Raw genomic sequence first — 21299 nt, forward strand, 5'->3', positions numbered from 1 at the left:
TATCTCCTTTCTTTAATATCCCTTTTAGATATAAATTCGCTTAATTGATAATATCTATCATTGCTTTTCTATTATACATCTGTTATAATTACTAATACAATAGTTTTGAATTAATAAGGCTAATTGGAATATTGTCTAAAAGGGATAGTGTGTTATGTCATATTATGATTTTGTAAAAGATTATATGAAAGTAGATGAATGTAAAAACAATGAGAAGTATTCAAGTGCAGGTCATACATTTTGTTGGAAAAAAGAGAATTCAACTTATGCAGAAGGCCTATATTGGTTTTATGAAGGAGGCAGCTTCATTATCGATATACATGATTTTTATATCAAAGAGGAAGTAGTTCAAAATAGCACTTATAGTATGTCAGACTATGTTTCAATTTATTCAAGTTACATTGTCAGTGCAAACGGAGAAAAGTTTAATCCGTATCAAACTATTACCGCAAACTCTTTATGTACTTTTGATTTTGATAATATAAAAGATGATTTTGTTTTTTTATTACACGAGAATTGTTGTTATCTTGCTGTTTCCATTGGTTTTAAAAAAGAGCTAATAGAAAAACATTTAGCATCTATTAACATTAATCCAGAATCTTTTTATTCAACCTTGCTTCAACCGAATCAAATAATACTTACAAAGGCCTTAGAAAGAGTGGCAATGGAAATATTAAATTGTAAGATGGACGCTCCTGCCGCTGATTTTTTCTTTAAAGCAAAGGCAAATGAATGGATAAGTATAGTAATTGACACATACTTAAATAGAAAAAAATATAAAATTGAAATTGATGATGATAAAGCACTTGAAGATGTAGCAAGATTCTTAGATGATCATTTTGCAACGAATGTAAATCAAGGCACGCTTGAAAAAATATCTAAAATGAGTGGTACTAAATTAAAAAATTTATTTAAGGAAAAATATTGTCAAAGCATTACAGAGTACACTCAAAGAAAAAGAATGAATGTAGCTGAAACTCTTCTTTTAAACACTGAACTACCTATAAAAGAGATAGCAGAATCTGTTGGATATTCATCTGCCAGCAAATTTTCTATCTATTATAAAAGATACAAGGGAAAACTTCCAAGTGAAGTCCGTAATTTAGCTTGCAAACATCACAATTTTAAATGCGATTATTGTGATTAAAGTAATTTTTTACAAGCCATGTTTTTATATGAATTTAAGTGTATATGTGCATATATAGTCTGAATAAATTTGATTTGAAAAATGGATAAAAAAATAAAGGCAGTCCGAAGACCGCCAATATTTATCTCTCTGCACCTTTGCTATGGTCTTTCTTATTTGACTTAGATTTGTCATCTGTCTTAAAGCTTTTTATTTGCCCTAATATGGACTTTTTATCCTTGTCTTGACTCTTTACTTGTTCTTTTGCTTTTAAGAGCTTAGAAGACAAAAAGAGATATTATATTAAAACAATATTTCTCCGGTACTGGGACTGGGACGGGATAAAAATCTGAAAACGTCCTATAATTAGGTGGATTTAGTGATATTATAAAAAATAGAATCTAGTATTTTGAATGGTTTTGGATATATTGTACGTTTGGAAAAGAAGAATGGGAGTAATTTTAAACTAACAAAAAATGCTTTGAAATCAGTGTTTCAGAGCATTTTTGTTCTTTCTGTAAATAATTTGCAAACTATAGTAACTGTTAACTTTTACTTAACCATTTTTCGATTGTAAGTTCAAAATGGTCAACTACTATTATATTTTCAGGGATCGTATCAAAATCAAATAATAAATTATCTGAATGAGTTTTTATAACTACTCCAAAATCAAGTTTTTTGGAGTTTATAGCATTCTGTAATAAAGAGATACTCTCATTCAGACATTCATTATTTTTTTGAATTTTTATAGGTATCGGTTTTTTTTGAAAATGTTTAGGTAAAAAACCATCAATTCCTTTATTTCTTTGAACAATTTTTGCCTGTAATAATTTAAGAATGTTTTCCTCTTCCTCAGTTTTGGTTCTATATGCTTCGATTCCTTTATTCAATAAATTTGAACTTGTTTTTATAACATTTTCCAGACGTTGCTGAGTTATATTGATAGCTTCCTCAGATAAATCAATCCCCATATAATTTCTATTCAAAATCTTGGAGGCTACTAAAGTAGTTCCACTTCCACAGAACGGGTCTAAAACTATATCATTTTTATCAGTAGCAATCTTTATAATTTGTTCTAATAACAGAATAGGTTTTTGTGTAGGATAACCTACTCTTTCTTTAGCTTTTGGATTAAGAAATGGTATATTCCAAACATCTGAAAGGGGAACTCCATTTTTCTCTTTTGCTAGAATATAGTTACCATTATTATCAACTTTATATATAGTTTTAGAGTTTCCATTTCGTTTTCGTTCTACTAGTATTTGGTCGATATTTGTAGTAGAAGAATACTCTGTAAAAATTGTATTAAATTTAAAATCTTTTGACTTTGAATAAAAGTAAATGTTTTGATGATTGTTCAATAATCCCTTTTTTGAATTAGACCACCGTTTATAGTTCCATATAATTTCGCTTTGAAACATATCTGCTCCAAAGATATTATCTAAAATTAATCTAATATGATGATTTGCAATTTTATCACAATGAACGAAAATACTGCCACTATTTTTTAGCACTCTTTTGCATTCTTCTAATCTTACAGACAAAAATTCTTTGTAATCCTCAATCGAAGTCCACGTATCTTCGAATGAATACATAATATTTTTGTTATTAGATAATTTTTGGGTTTTCTGTGTAAAGAAAGGGGGGTCCATATAAATTAAATCAATACTTGAGGATTCAATAGTTTTTAATATTTCTAAGTTATCTCCTTTTAATACTGTCATTTTGATTTTACCCCTGTTTTTTTATTTGCAATATCTGTTAGAATACTAAGTAAATCAATACCGGTCACTGCTCTTAAATGTTCCCAGGCAGAATCTCCATAATAATATTTCCCTCCAATACCGTTATACAATGTTTCTAAAGTTTGCTGAATTTTTATAGCTTGAGTTCTATTTGGATAGTAGAACATTAACCGAATTGGTATATATCCTTTGTTATGAATAACTTTTATTCTAGTGTGTTCTTTAGTTATATGGTCTCCATCTGTAGTTGCATCCCACCATTTTATTTCGTATGCGTGTTTTTCTCCGACTAAACAATCAATTTCAAAAGTCTTAGGTTTTGTACTTTCAGAATTAGGAATGTTAACTTTTTAAGTATTTTCTGTACCAAATTTTTCGTTAAAGCATAGTACTGCAGCTTCTTCTAAAAATGAACCAGCATATTTGTATAAAAAACGACCTTTATTTTGATACAAATCGATATTTTCTCCTTCTTCAAATGAAATACCTAAAACTCTGTATATCAAATAATGGCTCTTATTATCATTTGCCATTTCACGAACTCTCTCTTGAACTTTGATGTTTAAGTTATCAGAGTATTTCTTAGCTAATTTTTCGATTTTTTCTTTCTAATTCGGTCATTTCTATCCTCTTGTTATAAATAAAATTATAGCTATATCTATTATAACATGGTTTAATAAATTCTTTGAGCTTTTTTCTTTTTAAATATTGATTGTTTCTAAAAATTCTAGTAATATTGCTATTTCTCATTTTTCCAAATATGTTATTCAACTTATTAGCTATGTCTCTATTCATATTTGGGTATAAAACAAAAAATCAATTCTAACAGTTTTATATCAGAATAATAAATAAAAAAGCGATATTCTAGACTGTATCAATCCTTTTCCATTATAGGAGCAATAGAGTGGGAGTAGTCATCTAAGGACTAATTTATGTATTTTTACGAGTCAGTATCTTTGGATACTGGTTTTTACTTTTCTAGACTTTTTGACTACTTGTTAAAACTGGGATAATTTTCGACTGTTTAACAGTTATTATGCAAAGTCTAAAAGATTAGAATTGTCAAAACAATCCGTCTAGGCTTGATTTTATCCTTTATTTACTATAAAATGAGAAGGAAAAATGTCAAACTTTTATATTGCAAATAGGAGAAATTATGACAAAAACATTAAAACGTCCTGAGGTTTTATCACCTGCAGGGACTTTAGAGAAGCTAAAGGTAGCTGTTCAGTATGGAGCAGATGCTGTCTTTATCGGTGGTCAGGCCTATGGTCTTCGTAGCCGTGCGGGAAACTTTACTTTCGAACAGATGGAAGAAGGCGTGCAGTTTGCGGCCAAGTATGGTGCCAAGGTCTATGTAGCGGCTAATATGGTTATGCACGAAGGAAATGAAGCTGGTGCTGGTGAGTGGTTCCGTAAACTGCGTGATATCGGGATTGCAGCAGTTATCGTATCTGACCCAGCCTTGATTATGATTGCAGCTACTGAAGCACCAGGCCTTGAAATCCACCTTTCTACCCAAGCCAGTGCCACTAACTATGAAACCCTTGAGTTCTGGAAAGAGCTAGGCTTGACTCGTGTCGTTTTAGCGCGTGAGGTTTCAATGGAAGAATTAGCTGAAATCCGCAAACGTACAGATGTTGAAATTGAAGCCTTTGTCCATGGAGCTATGTGTATTTCATACTCTGGACGTTGTACTCTTTCAAACCACATGAGTATGCGTGATGCCAACCGTGGTGGATGTTCTCAGTCATGCCGTTGGAAATACGACCTTTACGATATGCCATTTGGGAAAGAACGTAAGAGTTTGCAGGGTGAGATTCCAGAAGAATTTTCAATGTCAGCCGTTGACATGTCTATGATTGACCACATTCCAGATATGATTGAAAATGGTGTGGACAGTCTAAAAATCGAAGGACGTATGAAGTCTATTCACTACGTATCAACAGTAACCAACTGCTACAAGGCGGCTGTGGATGCCTATCTTGAAAGTCCTGAAAAGTTTGAAGCTATCAAACAAGACTTAGTGGACGAGATGTGGAAGGTTGCCCAACGTGAATTGGCAACAGGTTTCTACTACGGTATACCATCTGAAAATGAGCAGTTGTTTGGTGCTCGCCGTAAAATCCCTGAGTACAAGTTTGTCGCTGAAGTGGTTTCTTATGATGATGCGACACAAACAGCAACCATTCGTCAACGAAACGTCATTAACGAAGGGGACCAAGTTGAGTTTTATGGTCCAGGTTTCCGTCATTTTGAAACCTATATTGAAGATTTGCATGATGCCAAAGGCAATAAAATCGACCGCGCTCCAAATCCAATGGAACTATTGACTATTAAAGTCCCACAACCCGTTCAAGCTGGAGACATGGTTCGTGCATTAAAAGAAGGACTCATCAATTTTTATAAGGAAGATGGAACCAGCGTCACAGTTCGAGCTTAAGAAAGGAAAAGGAAATGATAGAGGCACAGGGTTTCTTAGTGGATAAGCAAACAAGATGCATTCATTACCATAGCAAGCTGGATATTATTGCTTTACAATGCTATGATTGTAAAAAGTATTATGCTTGTTATCGGTGTCATGATTCATTAGAAAATCACCCTTTTGAGCCGTATCCCTTATCTTTGATACAGGATAAGCCTATTTTATGTGGTGTTTGTCTAAAACTACTAACATATAAGCAATATAAAGAAAGTTTAAGTTGCCCCTTTTGTTTTTCTCGCTTTAATCCAGGTTGCCAAAATCATAAGGAACGCTATTTTAAATAGCAAATCATCTAGTTTTGAAGTAGGAGAAAACTCAATTCCAAGAGAAAATGAAGTAAATCTTCCCACAATAAAACGCATAATATCAAGATTGTTCAATACCTGATACTATGCGTTTTTAAGATTTTAAAGACTTTTTTCCTTTATCTGGTATTTTGACTACTTGTTAAAACTGGGTTAATTTTCAACTGTTTAACAGTTATTATGCAAAGTCTAAAAGATTAGAATTGCGTCTAGAGTATGCGTGATGCCAACCGTGGTGGATGTTCTCAGTCATGCCGTTGGAAATACGACCTTTACGATATGCCATTTGGGAAAGAACGTAAGAGTTTGCAGGGTGAGATTCCAGAAGAATTTTCAATGTCAGCCGTTGACATGTCTATGATTGACCACATTCCAGATATGATTGAAAATGGTGTGGACAGTCTAAAAATCGAAGGACGTATGGAGTCTATTCACTATGTATTAACAGTAACCAACTGCTACAAGGCGGCTGTGGATGCCTATCTTGAAAGTCCTGAAAAGTTTGAAGCTATCAAACAAGACTTGGTGGACGAGATGTGGAAGGTTGCCCAACGTGAACTGGCTACAGGATTTTACTATGGTACACCATCTGAAAATGAGCAGTTGTTTGGTGCTCGTCGTAAAATCCCTGAGTACAAGTTTGTCGCTGAAGTGGTTTCTTATGATGATGCGGCACAAACAGCAACCATTCGTCAACGAAACGTCATTAACGAAGGGGACCAAGTTGAGTTTTATGGTCCAGGTTTCCGTCATTTTGAAACCTATATTGAAGATTTGCATGATGCCAAAGGCAATAAAATCGACCGCGCTCCAAATCCAATGGAACTATTGACTATTAAAGTCCCACAACCCGTTCAATCAGGAGACATGGTTCGAGCTCTTAAAGAGGGGCTTATCAATCTTTATAAGGAAGATGGAACCAGCGTCACAGTTCGTGCTTAATGTAGTTGTTTAGTTTTAAAAAATTATGCAAAGCTCCATATACAACACTTAAACGAGATTAAAGAATGGCGAAATCCCTTGATGCGCAAGAGATTAGCTGTCTTTTTTATTTTTTAAGTGATAAAGTCGGAGCTTAGGTATCAAAGCCTATCAAATTAAACAAAGAAGCGATGTCTTAGATATTTTGAAAAAAATTAATAAGCAGAAAACTCTCTATTATTTTGTTGTAGAGAGTTTTTTGTTAATAAAATTTTACAAAATGACATTTATATATTGCATCAAGTTAGATATATGATATAATATTGTTAAAAAGAGGCGCAACTTTTTAAACTCAATAAGAATCAAAGAGCAAACCATGAATATTAATGTAGGAATAAAAATGTAAGTAAGCATTATGGTCATTCAATCATTCTCAAAGATATAAATTTTGCACTTAACAAGGGTGAAATTGTTGGTCTAGTAGGGAGAAATGGAGTTGGTAAGAGTACGTTGATGAAAATTCTTGTTCAAAATAATCAACCGACTTCAGGTAATATTATAAGCAGTGATAATGTTGGGTATTTAATCGAAGAACCAAAATTATTTTTATCTAAAACAGGTTTAGAGAATTTAAAATATTTGTCAAATTTATATGGTGTTGACTACAATCAAGAAAGATTTAGAAGTTTGATCCAAGAGTTAGATTTGACTCAGTCTATTAATAAAAAAGTAAAGACCTATTCTTTGGGTACAAAACAAAAATTAGCTTTGCTTCTAACTCTCGTTACGGAACCTGATATATTGATTTTAGATGAACCGACTAATGGTTTAGATATTGAATCATCACAAATAGTTTTAGCGGTTCTAAAAAAATTAGCTTTAAATGAAAACGTGGGAATTTTAATATCGAGTCATAAATTAGAAGACATTGAAGAAATTTGTGAGAGAGTTCTTTTCTTGGAGAACGGGCTTTTGACATTTCAAAAAGTAGGAAAAGATAGTCATAATTTCTTGTTTGAGATAGCTTTTTCATCAGCTACAGATAGAGACATTTTCATTACCAAACAAGAATTTGGGGATATTGTTCAGGAAGAGGGATTGAGAATTACTATGTCTGGGAATATTCAAAGTAGTGAGCTTTTTAAATTTTTTAACGAAAACTCTATTAAAGTAGTTGATTTTGAAACTAAAAAAGAGACGCTTAAAGATATTTACCTAAATCGTTCAAAATAAAGGAAGGTTATAATCATGAAATTAAATAAATTGAATTTTCTTAAGGAAAATATAAGAAATTTATATTCATCAGGCGTAATATATCTCAGTTTGCTTATCTCGTTTATACCGCCGATATTGCTTACATTCTTTATTCTAAAGACTTAAGGGACATCGCTTGGTATTAAGCATATTTCAAACTTTTATGCTATGCTCGGTATGTTAATGGCTGTTATACATGCTAATCGAGTCATTAGTAGAGATTTTTCCCACAATACGGTAAGTTTGTTTTATAATCAACAGAAGAATCGGATGATTTACGTCTTGTCTAATTTTCTATATGCCATCTCAGCTTCCATTATTTATGCTTTGAATGGCATTGTGTTACTAGTCATAGTAAGTAAATTGGGTATTCCAGATGATTTAGGATTAGATTTTATAGTAGCTATTGTAGTCAATACAATTTTGTTAGTCCTGTTTTATTTTCTATTATCTTACATTTTCTATTTATACAAATTGAAAAGTGGCTTGGTATTTTAGTAGCTTTACTACTCTTTATCCCTAATATATTAAATACGATGATGAATACTAGTAATGATTTGTTTATCAAAGCAATTGAACTTCTTCCTTTTTATTCTTTACCTGTATTTGTGGCTTCAAATACGATGTCTATTAGTCAGTATCTTGTGGCAATCACTACAATCATTTTATTGTACTTTTTCACTCTCAAGAAAAGCAAGAAGTATTCATTTTAGTTTCATTTAGTATTATTTTGCATACCTAAAATACAGTAAAAAATCAGTCATATTGGTATGCTCCTGCTTTCACTATTCAACACGTTTTTGACTTATACTAGGCTCATTTCCAAAAGCATTATATAATAGTGATATGAAACCAACTAAACTAAACAAGAAATATAAGCAATAAAAACTCGTTTAAAAGATCCTACTAAAGCTAATGCTAAATAAAAATAAAAATAAAAAAGTAAACTAGGAAGTTTATTTCAAACAACCTAAAATACTGATTTTCGGCTGAAGATAATACTGGAGTGCAAATTAATGGGGTTATAATAAATAGCTGACAGCTTGTGTTAGTTTGGATTTTTTAAGAGTAGATGAGTATTAAAACTATAAGGAGGACGAAGGTGGCTAAAAATTTAAAATTAAAATTAGCTCGGGTAGAGCGTGATTTAACACAAGGTCAACTGGCAGAGGCTGTCGGGGTGACACGCCAGACTATTGGTTTGATAGAGGCGGGAAAATACAATCCCAGTCTCTCGCTCTGCCAGTCTATTTGCAGATGTTTAGGGAAAACCCTAGACCAACTATTTTGGGAGGAAGAAGATGAAAAATAGATTTTATTATTATCAATTACTAGACGAAAGAGAAGAACAACTGATCAATAAAGCGGGCTCTGAAAGTTTCTATATCTGCATCGCTTTGTCGCTCCTATCTTATATCATTTCAGTATTAGCACCAAGCCTTTTTAATTCTAATATGCTGCTAATCGTTATCATCATAGGGACATTTTACTTTTTTAACCGTGCCCGTTATCTGGGAGTGACCTACTATAGTCGTTTTCATTTTACGATTTTGGGTTGTTTTTTCCTAACCTTGGCTATTACGGCTCTTTTGATGTTGCAGAATTATCAATTCAACATAGAAATTTATCAGCACAATCCTTTGAATTTTAAATACCTGTCTGCTTGGGTCATTACTTATGTCATTTACCTTCCGTGGGTCTTTATTGGCAATCTTGGTCTTAAGAGCTATGGCGAATGGGCTCAGAAAAAATTTGAACAAGATATGGATGAATTGGAGAGTGGAGAATAGCTTGTTACTCTTTTCTCAATCCAGCTAAAATGTGATATAATAGTACTAATTTATTGGAATACATGAAAGTTCTTGAAAATTTTCATGGGTTTCTAGCTAAGGAAGTAGGAAAAGTATGTATCCAGATGATAGTTTGACATTGCACACGGACTTGTACCAGATCAACATGATGCAGGTTTACTTTGACCAAGGGATTCACAATAAGAAGGCGGTCTTTGAGGTGTATTTCCGCCAACAGCCTTTTAAGAACGGCTATGCGGTTTTTGCAGGTTTGGAAAGAATTGTGAACTATCTTGAAGACTTGCGTTTTTCAGATAGTGATATATCCTATTTGGAGTCGCTTGGTTATCATGGGGCGTTCTTGGATTACCTTCGCAATTTCAAGTTGGAGTTGACCGTTCGTTCTGCCCAAGAAGGGGATTTGGTTTTTGCTAATGAACCGATTGTGCAGGTGGAAGGACCTCTAGCCCAATGTCAGTTGGTCGAAACGGCTCTTTTGAACATCGTCAACTACCAGACCTTGGTGGCGACGAAGGCAGCTCGTATTCGTTCGGTTATCGAAGATGAACCCTTGATGGAGTTTGGGACACGTCGGGCTCAAGAAATGGATGCGGCCATCTGGGGAACACGCGCAGCTGTGATTGGTGGCGCCAATGGAACCAGCAACGTGCGTGCGGGTAAGCTCTTTGACATTCCTGTTTTGGGAACCCATGCCCATGCCTTGGTACAGGTTTATGGCAATGACTATGAAGCTTTCAAGGCTTACGCTGCGACCCACAAAAATTGTGTCTTTCTTGTGGATACCTATGACACCCTTCGCATCGGTGTACCAGCTGCCATTCAGGTGGCGCGTGAGCTGGGTGATCAGATTAACTTTATGGGTGTGCGGATTGACTCTGGGGATATTGCCTACATTTCTAAGAAAGTCCGTCAGCAACTGGATGAGGCTGGATTTACAGAGGCTAAGATTTATGCTTCTAATGATCTAGATGAAAATACCATCCTCAATCTCAAGATGCAAAAGGCCAAGATTGATGTCTGGGGCGTGGGTACCAAGCTGATTACAGCTTATGACCAGCCAGCTCTTGGTGCAGTTTACAAGATTGTTGCAATCGAAGATGAAACTGGTCAGATGCGCAATACGATTAAGCTGTCTAATAATGCGGAAAAAGTCTCTACGCCAGGTAAGAAGCAGGTGTGGCGCATTACCAGTCGTGAAAAAGGCAAGTCAGAAGGCGACTATATCACTTATGATGGTGTGGATATTAGCGACATGACAGAAATCAAGATGTTCCATCCGACCTATACATACATCAAGAAGACGGTTCGTAATTTTGATGCCGTTCCTCTCTTGGTGGATATCTTCAAAGAAGGAATATTAGTTTACAACTTGCCTAGTTTGACTGACATTCAGGATTATGCCCGTAAGGAATTTGACAAGTTGTGGGATGAGTATAAGCGTGTGCTCAATCCGCAGCACTATCCAGTGGATTTGGCGCGTGATGTATGGCAAGATAAGATGGACTTGATTGATAAGATGCGCAAGGAAGCCCTTGGTGAAGGAGAAGAAGAATGAGTTTGCAAGAAACGATTATCCAAGAGCTGGGTGTCAAACCAGTGATTGATGCCCAGGAAGAAATCCGTCGTTCTATTGATTTCTTAAAAAGATATCTGAAAAAACATCCCTTCCTAAAAACCTTTGTACTAGGGATTTCTGGGGGACAAGACTCAACCTTGGCAGGGCGTTTGGCGCAATTAGCTATGGAAGAACTGCGAGCTGAAACGGGAGACGACAGCTACAAATTTATCGCTGTCCGCCTGCCATACGGAGTGCAAGCTGATGAAGCAGATGCTCAAAAAGCCCTAGCCTTCATCCAGCCAGATGTCAGCTTGGTTGTGAATATCAAGGAATCAGCTGATGCCATGACAGCTGCAGTTGAAGCGACAGGTAGTCCTGTTTCAGACTTCAACAAGGGGAATATCAAGGCACGTTGCCGTATGATTGCTCAGTATGCCCTTGCTGGTTCCCATAGCGGAGCGGTCATTGGAACAGACCACGCCGCGGAAAATATCACAGGTTTCTTTACCAAGTTTGGTGACGGCGGTGCGGATATTCTCCCTCTTTACCGCCTCAATAAACGCCAAGGAAAACAGCTCTTGCAGAAACTTGGCGCAGAGCCAGCCCTTTATGAAAAAATCCCAACGGCAGACCTAGAAGAAGATAAACCAGGCCTAGCTGACGAAGTCGCACTTGGAGTCACCTACGCAGAGATTGACGACTACCTAGAAGGCAAAACAATCAGCCCAGAAGCTCAAGCGACCATTGAAAACTGGTGGCACAAAGGCCAACACAAACGCCACTTACCCATCACTGTATTTGATGACTTTTGGGAGTAAAAAGGTCCGGGGGATCTTGAACCCCGAGTTTAGAAATAAGAAAATGAGGCAGATTCGGTAACTCGAAGAGTTCGATTTCATCGTCTTACCCCTGCAACGATGACTAGGTTTGAAAAAGCTTGCTAGAGCGCATTTCAAACCAGGCAGCGACTGCGTCAAGAAATTAGAAGACAAACTCGTTTTCTAGCTGTTACTGAGTTGAGCCTTTTTACTACGAGCATAGAAATAAGGAAGTGAGGTAGCATCATGAAATCTATCGGTACGCAAATATTACAGACAGAACGTTTGATTTTAAGAAGATTTGTGGAGAGTGATGCAGAAGCCATGTTTCAAAATTGGGCTTCATCTGCTGAGAATCTGACCTATGTTACCTGGGATCCCCATCCTGATATCGAAATCACTCGAAACTCGATTCGCAATTGGGTTGCTTCCTATACTAATCTCAACTATTATAAATGGGCCATTTGTCTAAAAGAAAACCCAGAGCAAGTGATAGGAGATATCAGCATCGTTAAGATAGACGAGGCTGATTTAAGCTGTGAAATTGGCTATGTGTTAGGCAAGGCTTACTGGGGAAATGGTATGATGACAGAGACTTTGAAAGCTATCTTGGACTTTTGTTTTACTCAAGCAGGTTTTCAAAAGGTCAGAGCACGTTATGCCAGTCTCAACCCAGCTTCAGGTCGTGTCATGGAAAAGGCTGGAATGTCCTATCTACAAACCATTGTTAATGGTGTAGAGAGAAAAGGCTATCTTGCGGATCTTATTTATTATGGTATAAGTAGGGAAGAATGTTGAATTCTATTTTCTGTTTCTATCGAAGTCAACTATTTATTGTAAATATAATAATTAGCATTCCAAGTTTATTTGAAACTTTAAAATAGCATATTGATTAGTACAAGACAGATGTTCTAGTTCCTTCTTTAATCTGGTTTAGTATTAGTTAAAAAATCGCTTTAAGCTTGTAACTAAGAGGGAGCTAATCGACTAGATTCTCCAGCCGAACAGGTGGTAATGTACTTTTTATAGTGTAATCCTAGCTGTTGTTAAATTTAAAATAGAATCCTCTATCGAGTTAGGGAATTAAATTCAACCAATTTTATTCATGTTTTTTCTATCAAATTATCTAATATTAAAATAGTCTCATTCTGATGAGAAAACTATTCTATTTATACTGCATAGTTGTATAAGGAATGATGAAAGATGAGTGAAAATTATCAAGTTGGAATGTTTGTATCTAAATATATTAGCATGTATTTAGATAAGATGTCTGCAATCCTTTATATATGAGATTGATTACGATATAGTTAAAGTGTTAGTTCAATAATCAATATATCATTCTAAGTCTATTTTATATATAAAGTATATTGTTTAACGTTTGATAGAAAAGATGCTATACTAGAAGTAGGATGTAATGGCAAAATCTAATACTAATAAGCGCTATGCATTACGTAAACTCGGAAAGATTTTTGGTTCTGCGGTAATCGGGCTAACTTTATTTTTAGGAGGAATCTGAATACAAGTTTTGTTCATGCTGCTGATGGGATTCAATATGTCAGAGATGATACTAGAGATAAAGAAGAGGGAATAGAGTATGATGACGCTGACAATGGGGGTATTATTGTAAAAGTAGCGACTAAACCTAAGGTAGTAACCAAGAAAATTTCAAGTACGCGAATTCGTTATGAAAAAGATGAAACAAAAGACCGTAGTGAAAATCCTGTTACAATTGATGGAGAGGATGGCTATGTAACTACGACAAGGACCTACGATGTTAATCCAGAGACTGGTCATGTTACCGAACAGGTTACTGTTGATAGAAAACAAGCCACGGATACAGTTATCAAAGTTCCAGCTAAAAGCAAGGTTGAAGAAGTTCTTGTTCCATGTGCTACTAAATATGAAGCAGACAATGACCTTTCTGCAGGACAGGAGCAAGAGATTACTCTAGGAAAGAATGGGAAAACAGTTACAACGATAACTTATGATGTAGATGGAAAGAGTGGACAAGTAACTGAGAGTACTTTAAGTCAAAAAGAAGACTCTCAAACAAGAGTTGTTAAAAAAGGAACCAAGCCCCAAGTTCTTGTCCAAGAAATTCCAATCGAAACAGAATATCTCGATGACCCAACTCTTGATAAAAGTCAAGAAGTAGAAGAAGTAGGAGAAATTGGTAAATTACTCTTACTACAATCTATACTGTAGATGAACGTGATGGAACAATTGAAGAAACTACTTCTCGTCAAATTACTAAAGAGATGGTAAAAAGACGTATAAGGAGAGGGACGAGAGAACCTGAAAAAGTTGTTGTTCCTGAGCAATCATCTATTCCTTCGTATCCTGTATCTGTTACATCTAACCAAGGAACAGATGTAGCAGTAGAACCAGCTAAAGCAGTTGCTCCAACAACAGACTGGAAACAAGAAAATGGTATGTGGTATTTTTATAATACTGATGGTTCCATGGCAACAGGTTGGGTACAAGTTAATGGTTCATGGTACTACCTCAACAGCAACGGTTCTATGAAAGTCAATCAATGGTTCCAAGTTGGTGGTAAATGGTATTATGTAAATGCATCGGGTGAGTTAGCGGTCAATACAAGTATAGATGGCTATAGAGTCAATGATAATGGTGAATGGGTGCGTTAACAGATTCCTCCCTGCGACAAAATTGATAATAGTATGTCTGAATATATAATTATATATAAAAAGCTATAGATAAGGTCATCTTATAGCGACTATAAAAAAGTGAACAAGCCTAGTCTTCTGTACATTAGAATTCAGATTTGTTCACTTTTTGTTTAATACTCAATGAAAATCAAAGAGCAAACTAGAAAACTAGTCGCAGGTTGCTCAAAGTACTGCTTTGAGGTTGTAGATAGAACTGACGAAGTCAGTCACATATATAATCCAAGGTGACGTTGACGCGGTTTGAAGAGATTTTTGAAGAGTATAAGTCTTTGATTTTGAGACTAAGGAGAGTCAGGGTCAAAGTAGTGAATGATTCTGAAATAACTCATAATAGTCTCTTGAGAGGACAGATAAGAGTAACAAATATGGTGCTACTCATGTGTCTTGCATTTTGATTTACAAACAGCGAAGAAAATATAGGAAGCTGAAATAAAATATAGATGAATCAATTTGGAGAGTCAACGCAATCTATGGCAATATTTTCGAAGCTAGGGGGAAGCATTTTAATTTCGAAGATTTAGACAAATTCTTTCTCAATAAATAAACATGGCGTCACCAAAACTGAAGAAGCGGTAGTGTTCTTGGATGGCATGGTGGTAGGCATCTAAGACTAATTCACGGCCTGCAAAGGCAGAAACCAACATGACCAGAGTTGATTTTGGCAGGTGGAAGTTGGTTGAGAAGGCATCCACGACCTTCCACTCATACCCAGGTTTGATAAAGATATTGGTCCAACCAGAATCTGCTTGGATTTGCCCATCAAACTTGGAACCAATAGTTTCCAAGGTGCGGATAGAAGTGGTTCCGACAGCGATGACACGACCACCATTTTCTTTGACAGAGCGAAGGGTGGCAGCAGCTTCCTCAGAAAGTTGATAGAACTCTGAATGCATTTCGTGTTCGTCCAGATTATCCACAGAAACAGGTCTAAAGGTTCCGAGTCCGACATGGAGAGTCAGATAGACTAGATGAACACCCTTAGCTTGGATTTCTGCCAGCAGTTCTTTGGTGAAGTGAAGACCAGCAGTCGGTGCTGCAGCAGAGCCGCTTTCCTTGGCGTAGACGGTTTGATAACGTTCACGGTCATCTAATTTTTCGTGGATATAAGGTGGCAGAGGCATTTCTCCCAGACTTTCCAAGACTTCTAGGAAAATTCCTTGGTATTCAAAGCGGACAATGCGTCCCCCGTGGGTCAATTCTTCTGTAACGACAGCGCTGAGGTGGCCATCACCAAAGCTGATACGAGTACCGACCTTGAGGCGTTTGGCAGGTTTAGCCAGAACTTCCCACTCGTCTCCACTAGTGTTCTTAAGGAGGAGAAGTTCCACATGACTTCCTGTCTCCACTTTTTGACCATAGAGGCGGGCAGGGAGAACTCGGGTGTCGTTCATGACAAGGGCATCACCAGGTTCCAGCATATCAATAATAGAGTGGAAGTGTTTATCTTGCATTTCTCCTGTCTCACGGTTGACGATGAGGAGTTTGGAGGCATCACGTTTTTCAAGGGGCGTTTGGGCAATCAATTCCTCTGGCAAGTGGAAATCAAAATCAGCTGTATTCATATATCTGTTCATTCTTTCTAAGTTCTAATCCTATCCATTATAACACGTTTCAAGTTTGGACGCTCTTTTTTTAGAAATTAAATCGTTTTCACTTGACAAAAATTGGTCTATACCATATAATAAATATAGACAGAAATGGAGGATGAAAAGATGAAAGTTATTAAAGTTGAAAACCAAGTTCAAGGTGGAAAAGTTGCTTTTGAGATGTTGAAGGAAAAATTGGCTAATGGAGCTCAAACTCTAGGACTTGCGACAGGAAGTAGCCCACTTGAATTTTACAAGGAAATTGTTGAGAGTAACCTTGATTTTTCAAATCTAACCAGTGTCAACCTTGATGAGTATGTGGGCCTTGATGGGGACAATCCACAGTCTTATCGTTACTTCATGCAAGAAAACTTGTTCAACCAAAAACCATTTAAAGAAAGTTTCTTGCCTCGTGGTGTTAAGGACAATGCTGAAGCTGAAGTTGAACGCTACAACCAAATTTTGGCTGACCATCCAGTTGACCTCCAAATCTTGGGAATTGGTCGCAATGGGCATATCGGCTTTAATGAGCCTGGTACTCCATTTGACAGTCAAACGCATCTAGTAGAACTTGACCAGTCTACTATTGAAGCCAATGCACGCTTCTTTGCCAAGATTGAAGACGTCCCAACCCAAGCTATTTCAATGGGGATTAAAAACATTTTGGATGCCAAGTCTATTATTCTTTTTGCTTACGGTGAGTCGAAAGCAGAAGCCATTGCCGGAACAGTATCTGGCCCAGTGACTGAGAACCTACCTGCAAGTAGCCTCCAAAATCACCCTGATGTAACCATCATCGCAGATGCTGAAGCGCTTAGCTTACTCGAAAAATAAAAAAGCAATGTTCTATTGAACGCTTTCAACTCTTGTATAAATGGAAGAAAAAATCAAAATTAAACCGCATTTTTGCTTGACAATTATTCCTTTTACGTGTAGAATGAAATAGATATTGAACTTGAAGGGAGTGAAAAAAATGTCTAAAACAGTAGTACGTAAGAATGAATCTCTTGACGACGCACTTCGCCGTTTCAAACGTGCGGTTACTAAAGCTGGTACTCTTCAAGAAACACGCAAACGTGAATTCTATGAAAAACCTTCTGTAAAACGTAAACGTAAATCAGAAGTAGCTCGTAAACGTAAAAAATTCTAATTGGAATGAAAGGCTAGAGAAATCTAGTCCTTTTTCTTTTAAATAAATACTCCAAAGCCTGCAAAAATCTGAAACTTCCTCCTACAATTTGATATAATAGAGAGAAGAACTCATTTGAAGGAGGAAATGATGTCGGTTTTAGTAAAAGAAGTGATTGAAAAGCTTAGACTAGACATTGTCTATGGTGAACCAGAATTGCTTGAAAAGGAAATCAATATAGCGGATATTACGCGACCTGGTCTTGAAATGACAGGCTATTTTGACTACTATACACCAGAGCGGATTCAACTTTTGGGGATGAAGGAGTGGTCTTATCTGATCAGCATGCCTTCCAACAGCCGTTATGAAGTTTTGAAAAAAATGTTTCTACCTGAGACACCAGCAGTCATTGTTGCCCGTGGTTTGGTGGTTCCAGAGGAGATGTTAAAGGCTGCTAGAGAATGTAAGATTGCTATTTTAACCAGCCGTGCAGCTACCAGTCGTTTATCTGGAGAGTTATCTAGCTATCTGGATTCTCGTTTGGCAGAACGTACCAGTGTGCACGGTGTCTTGATGGATATTTATGGGATGGGCGTCTTGATTCAGGGAGATAGTGGAATTGGTAAGAGCGAGACAGGTCTTGAGCTTGTCAAACGTGGTCACCGTTTGGTAGCCGATGACCGTGTCGATATCTTTGCCAAGGATGAGATTACTCTCTGGGGTGAACCAGCTGAAATTTTGAAACACTTGATTGAAATTCGTGGGGTTGGTATTATCGATGTTATGAGTCTCTACGGTGCGAGTGCTGTCAAGGATTCTTCACAGGTTCAGCTTGCTGTCTATTTGGAAAATTACGATACACATAAGACCTTTGATCGTCTTGGAAACAATGCAGAGGAACTTGAAGTTTCTGGCGTAGCCATTCCTCGTATTCGTATTCCAGTTAAAACAGGTCGTAATATCTCTGTTGTGATTGAGGCAGCTGCCATGAATTATCGTGCCAAGGAAATGGGCTTTGATGCGACCCGTTTGTTCGACGAACGACTGACAAGTCTAATCGCTCGAAATGAGGTGCAAAATGCTTGATCCAATTGCTATTCAACTAGGACCCCTAGCCATTCGTTGGTATGCCTTATGTATTGTGACAGGCTTGATTCTTGCGGTTTATTTGACCATGAAAGAAGCACCTAGAAAGAAGATCATACCAGACGATATTTTAGATTTTATCTTAGTAGCCTTTCCCTTGGCTATTTTAGGAGCTCGTCTCTACTATGTTATTTTCCGATTTGATTACTATAGTCAGAATTTAGGAGAGATTTTTGCCATTTGGAATGGTGGTTTGGCCATTTACGGTGGTTTGATAACTGGGGCTCTTGTGCTCTATATCTTTGCTGACCGTAAACTCATCAATACTTGGGATTTTCTAGATATTGCGGCGCCTAGCGTTATGATTGCTCAAAGTTTGGGGCGTTGGGGTAATTTCTTTAACCAAGAAGCTTATGGTGCAACAGTGGATAATCTTGATTATCTACCTGGCTTTATCCGTGACCAGATGTATATTGAGGGGAGCTACCGTCAACCGACTTTCCTTTATGAGTCTCTATGGAATCTGCTTGGCTTTGCCTTGATTCTGATTTTTAGACGGAAATGGAAGAGTCTCAGACGAGGTCATATCACGGCCTTTTACTTGATTTGGTATGGTTTCGGTCGTATGGTCATCGAAGGTATGCGAACAGATAGTCTCATGTTCTTCGGCCTTCGAGTGTCCCAATGGCTGTCAGTTGTCCTTATCGGTCTCGGTATAATGATCGTTATTTATCAAAATCGAAAGAAGGCCCCTTACTATATTACAGAGGAGGAAAACTAAATGTTAGAAGTTGCATATATTCTTGTTGCCCTAGCTTTGATTGTCTTTTTGGTCTATCTGATCATTACTGTACAAAAGCTTGGTCGTGTCATCGATGAAACAGAAAAGACGATTAAAACCTTGACTTCAGATGTGGATGTGACCTTGCATCATACCAATGAGTTGTTGGCTAAGGTCAATGTCTTGGCAGATGATATCAATGTCAAGGTGGCTACGATTGATCCACTCTTCAGTGCTGTTGCAGATTTATCTCTATCTGTTTCAGACCTCAATGACCATGCGCGTGTCTTGAGCAAGAAAGCTTCATCAGCTGGTTCAAAAACACTCAAGACTGGTGCAAGTCTGTCAGCTCTTCGTCTTGCAAGTAAATTTTTCAAAAAATAAAAAAGGAGAATCCTTATGGGTAAATTATCCTCAATCCTTTTAGGAACGGTTTCAGGTGCAGCTCTTGCCTTGTTTTTAACAAGTGATAAGGGCAAACAAGTTTGCAGTCAGGCTCAAGATTTTCTAGATGATTTGAGAGAAGATCCGGAGTATGCCAAGGAGCAAGTCTGTGAAAAACTGACAGAAGTTAAGGAGCAGGCTACAGATTTTGTTCTGAAAACAAAAGAACAGGTTGAGTCAGGTGAAATCACTGTGGACAGTATACTTGCTCAAGCTAAATCCTATGCTTTTCAAGCGACAGAAGCATCAAAAAATCAATTAAATAATCTCAAGGAGCAATGGCAAGAAAAAGCCGAAGCTCTTGATGACTCAGAAGAGATTGTGATTGATATAACAGAAGAATAAACCATCACCATCTCCGGACGGACTATGTATCTGGGGATGGTGATTTTTATCTGGAATCTAGTCTTTGTGGTATAATAATTACTATGCAGAAAAAACCAACGTCAGCCTATGTGCACATCCCATTTTGTACCCAGATTTGTTATTATTGTGATTTTTCAAAGGTCTTCATCAAAAATCAGCCAGTCGACAGCTATTTAGAGCATCTGCTGGAAGAGTTTCGTTCTTATGATATTGAAAAGTTGTCAACCCTTTATATCGGTGGTGGAACACCGACAGCCCTGTCGGCTCCGCAACTGGAGGTGTTACTGAATGGCTTGACTAAAAACTTGAACTTGTCTGTCTTGGAAGAGTTGACCATTGAAGCCAATCCAGGCGATTTGGATGCGGATAAGATAGCTGTTTTGAAAAATTCGGCTGTCAATCGTGTTTCGCTAGGTGTTCAGACCTTTGATGATAAGATGTTGAAAAAAATTGGGCGCAGTCATTTGGAGAAGGATATTTATGAAAATATCGATCGCCTGAAACTGGCTGGTTTTGACAATATCTCCATTGATTTGATTTATGCTCTGCCTGGTCAGACCATGGAGCAAGTAAAGGAAAATGTGGCTAAAGCCATTGGACTGGATATTCCCCACATGAGTTTGTATAGTTTGATTTTAGAAAACCATACGGTCTTTATGAACCGGATGCGACGTGGGAAATTGCCTCTGCCTAAGGAGGAACTAGAAGCGGAGATGTTTGAGTACATCATTGCAGAGCTGGAGCGAGCAGGTTTTGAGCATTATGAGATTTCTAATTTCTCCAAACCCGGCTTTGAAAGTCGTCACAATCTCATGTACTGGGACAATGCTGAATACTATGGTATTGGTGCAGGGGCATCTGGTTATGTCAATGGAGTACGTTATAAAAATCATGGTCCCATTCGTCATTATCTCAGTGCGGTTGAGGAAGGCAATGCTTGTATTACAGAAGATCACCTGAGTCAAAAGGAGCAAATGGAAGAAGAAATGTTCTTGGGACTCCGCAAGAAATCCGGGGTTTCCATGGCGCGATTTGAGGAAAAATTTGGACAGTCTTTTGCTGGACTTTATGGAGAAATTGTCAGAGATTTGGTTCAACAAGGCCTCATGCAGATTGAGGGTGACCACGTTCGCATGACAAAGAGAGGTCTCTTTTTGGGAGATACTGTAGCAGAACGATTTATTTTGGAGTAGG

20 protein-coding genes and 3 pseudogenes are annotated in these 21299 nt (G+C 37.1%); 20 read left to right on the forward strand and 3 right to left on the reverse strand.

The features are described from left to right. Positions 1–154: 154 nt before the first annotated feature. Positions 155–1147, forward strand: coding sequence for a helix-turn-helix domain-containing protein (locus AT689_RS06905; protein WP_000122904.1), 993 nt, complete (start codon positions 155–157; stop codon positions 1145–1147). 524 nt (positions 1148–1671) lie between these two features. Here AT689_RS06905 and AT689_RS06910 read toward each other — a convergent pair. After that, the gene (locus AT689_RS06910) at positions 1672–2850 is read right to left on the reverse strand and encodes a DNA-methyltransferase (protein WP_000217311.1); all 1179 of its coding nucleotides are present in this window, start codon (positions 2848–2850) and stop codon (positions 1672–1674) included. Next, a pseudogene (locus AT689_RS13470) lies at positions 2847–3431 on the reverse strand (ApaLI family restriction endonuclease). Before AT689_RS13470 ends, AT689_RS06910 begins: the two are co-directional and overlap by 4 nt. A gap of 596 nt (positions 3432–4027) precedes the next feature. On the opposite strand from AT689_RS13470, the gene AT689_RS06925 reads away from it, so the two are divergent. The 12 genes and pseudogenes from AT689_RS06925 (at position 4028) to AT689_RS13690 (ending at position 14671) form a co-directional block, all read left to right on the forward strand. Beyond that, the gene (locus AT689_RS06925) at positions 4028–5314 is read left to right on the forward strand and encodes a peptidase U32 family protein (protein WP_000169076.1); all 1287 of its coding nucleotides are present in this window, start codon (positions 4028–4030) and stop codon (positions 5312–5314) included. 14 nt (positions 5315–5328) lie between these two features. Beyond that, the gene (locus AT689_RS11815) at positions 5329–5640 is read left to right on the forward strand and encodes a CHY zinc finger protein (RefSeq protein ID WP_001809119.1); all 312 of its coding nucleotides are present in this window, start codon (positions 5329–5331) and stop codon (positions 5638–5640) included. A gap of 234 nt (positions 5641–5874) precedes the next feature. Continuing rightward, positions 5875–6603: pseudogene (locus AT689_RS06930) on the forward strand (U32 family peptidase C-terminal domain-containing protein); the annotation flags it as partial. A 405-nt stretch (positions 6604–7008) separates the two neighbouring features. Then, positions 7009–7815 carry an ABC transporter ATP-binding protein gene (locus AT689_RS06935; RefSeq protein ID WP_171800964.1) on the forward strand — a complete coding sequence of 269 codons (807 nt, stop codon included), beginning with the start codon at positions 7009–7011 and terminating at the stop codon, positions 7813–7815. Positions 7816–7830: 15 nt separating this feature from the next. Continuing rightward, a pseudogene (locus AT689_RS13475) lies at positions 7831–8549 on the forward strand (hypothetical protein). Between the two features lie 389 nt (positions 8550–8938). Next, positions 8939–9148, forward strand: a complete 210-nt coding sequence (locus tag AT689_RS06945; protein ID WP_001107505.1) for a helix-turn-helix transcriptional regulator — start codon at positions 8939–8941, stop codon at positions 9146–9148. Then, positions 9138–9626 carry a DUF6773 family protein gene (locus AT689_RS06950; protein WP_000797188.1) on the forward strand — a complete coding sequence of 163 codons (489 nt, stop codon included), beginning with the start codon at positions 9138–9140 and terminating at the stop codon, positions 9624–9626. The genes AT689_RS06945 and AT689_RS06950 overlap by 11 nt, the downstream gene beginning before the upstream one ends. Positions 9627–9741: 115 nt before the next feature. Then, positions 9742–11202, forward strand: a complete 1461-nt coding sequence (locus AT689_RS06955) for a nicotinate phosphoribosyltransferase (RefSeq protein ID WP_000283126.1) — start codon at positions 9742–9744, stop codon at positions 11200–11202. Continuing rightward, entirely contained in the window at positions 11199–12023 is an 825-nt protein-coding gene (nadE, locus tag AT689_RS06960; RefSeq protein WP_000058033.1) for an ammonia-dependent NAD(+) synthetase, read from the forward strand. The genes AT689_RS06955 and nadE overlap by 4 nt, the downstream gene beginning before the upstream one ends. Before the next feature lie 246 nt (positions 12024–12269). Continuing rightward, on the forward strand, positions 12270–12821 hold the full coding sequence (locus AT689_RS06965; RefSeq protein ID WP_000835652.1) for a GNAT family N-acetyltransferase: 552 nt from the start codon (positions 12270–12272) through the stop codon (positions 12819–12821). A 1044-nt stretch (positions 12822–13865) separates the two neighbouring features. Next, positions 13866–14228, forward strand: coding sequence for a G5 domain-containing protein (locus AT689_RS13685; RefSeq protein ID WP_269431848.1), 363 nt, complete (start codon positions 13866–13868; stop codon positions 14226–14228). A gap of 53 nt (positions 14229–14281) precedes the next feature. Then, the gene (locus AT689_RS13690) at positions 14282–14671 is read left to right on the forward strand and encodes an N-acetylmuramoyl-L-alanine amidase family protein (protein ID WP_000240822.1); all 390 of its coding nucleotides are present in this window, start codon (positions 14282–14284) and stop codon (positions 14669–14671) included. A 575-nt stretch (positions 14672–15246) separates the two neighbouring features. On the opposite strand, the gene queA is transcribed toward AT689_RS13690, so the two are convergent. Continuing rightward, a complete protein-coding gene (gene queA, locus AT689_RS06980) occupies positions 15247–16275 on the reverse strand; it encodes a tRNA preQ1(34) S-adenosylmethionine ribosyltransferase-isomerase QueA (RefSeq protein ID WP_001090159.1) in 1029 nt (342 codons plus the stop codon). Positions 16276–16425: 150 nt separating this feature from the next. On the opposite strand from queA, the gene AT689_RS06985 reads away from it, so the two are divergent. From AT689_RS06985 to hemW, 7 genes are all read left to right on the forward strand, one after another. Next, the gene (locus AT689_RS06985; RefSeq protein WP_000864625.1) at positions 16426–17133 is read left to right on the forward strand and encodes a glucosamine-6-phosphate deaminase; all 708 of its coding nucleotides are present in this window, start codon (positions 16426–16428) and stop codon (positions 17131–17133) included. A 139-nt stretch (positions 17134–17272) separates the two neighbouring features. Further along, positions 17273–17449, forward strand: a complete 177-nt coding sequence (gene rpsU, locus AT689_RS06990; protein ID WP_000048055.1) for a 30S ribosomal protein S21 — start codon at positions 17273–17275, stop codon at positions 17447–17449. Between the two features lie 129 nt (positions 17450–17578). Beyond that, on the forward strand, positions 17579–18514 hold the full coding sequence (gene hprK / locus AT689_RS06995; protein ID WP_000115140.1) for an HPr(Ser) kinase/phosphatase: 936 nt from the start codon (positions 17579–17581) through the stop codon (positions 18512–18514). After that, positions 18507–19295 (forward strand): prolipoprotein diacylglyceryl transferase, encoded by a 789-nt coding sequence (gene lgt / locus AT689_RS07000; protein WP_000886663.1) that lies wholly within the window; start codon positions 18507–18509, stop codon positions 19293–19295. The genes hprK and lgt overlap by 8 nt, the downstream gene beginning before the upstream one ends. Continuing rightward, complete coding sequence (locus AT689_RS07005) at positions 19296–19679, forward strand: DUF948 domain-containing protein (RefSeq protein ID WP_000895040.1); 384 nt, start codon at positions 19296–19298, stop codon at positions 19677–19679. It abuts the gene before it with no gap. Between the two features lie 15 nt (positions 19680–19694). Further along, positions 19695–20084 (forward strand): YtxH domain-containing protein, encoded by a 390-nt coding sequence (locus AT689_RS07010; RefSeq protein ID WP_000517372.1) that lies wholly within the window; start codon positions 19695–19697, stop codon positions 20082–20084. A gap of 83 nt (positions 20085–20167) precedes the next feature. Then, on the forward strand, positions 20168–21298 hold the full coding sequence (gene hemW / locus AT689_RS07015) for a radical SAM family heme chaperone HemW (protein ID WP_001170079.1): 1131 nt from the start codon (positions 20168–20170) through the stop codon (positions 21296–21298). Position 21299: the final 1 nt, after the last annotated feature.

It is taken from the genome of Streptococcus pneumoniae (assembly GCF_001457635.1).
GTDB classification, from domain to species: domain Bacteria; phylum Bacillota; class Bacilli; order Lactobacillales; family Streptococcaceae; genus Streptococcus; species Streptococcus pneumoniae.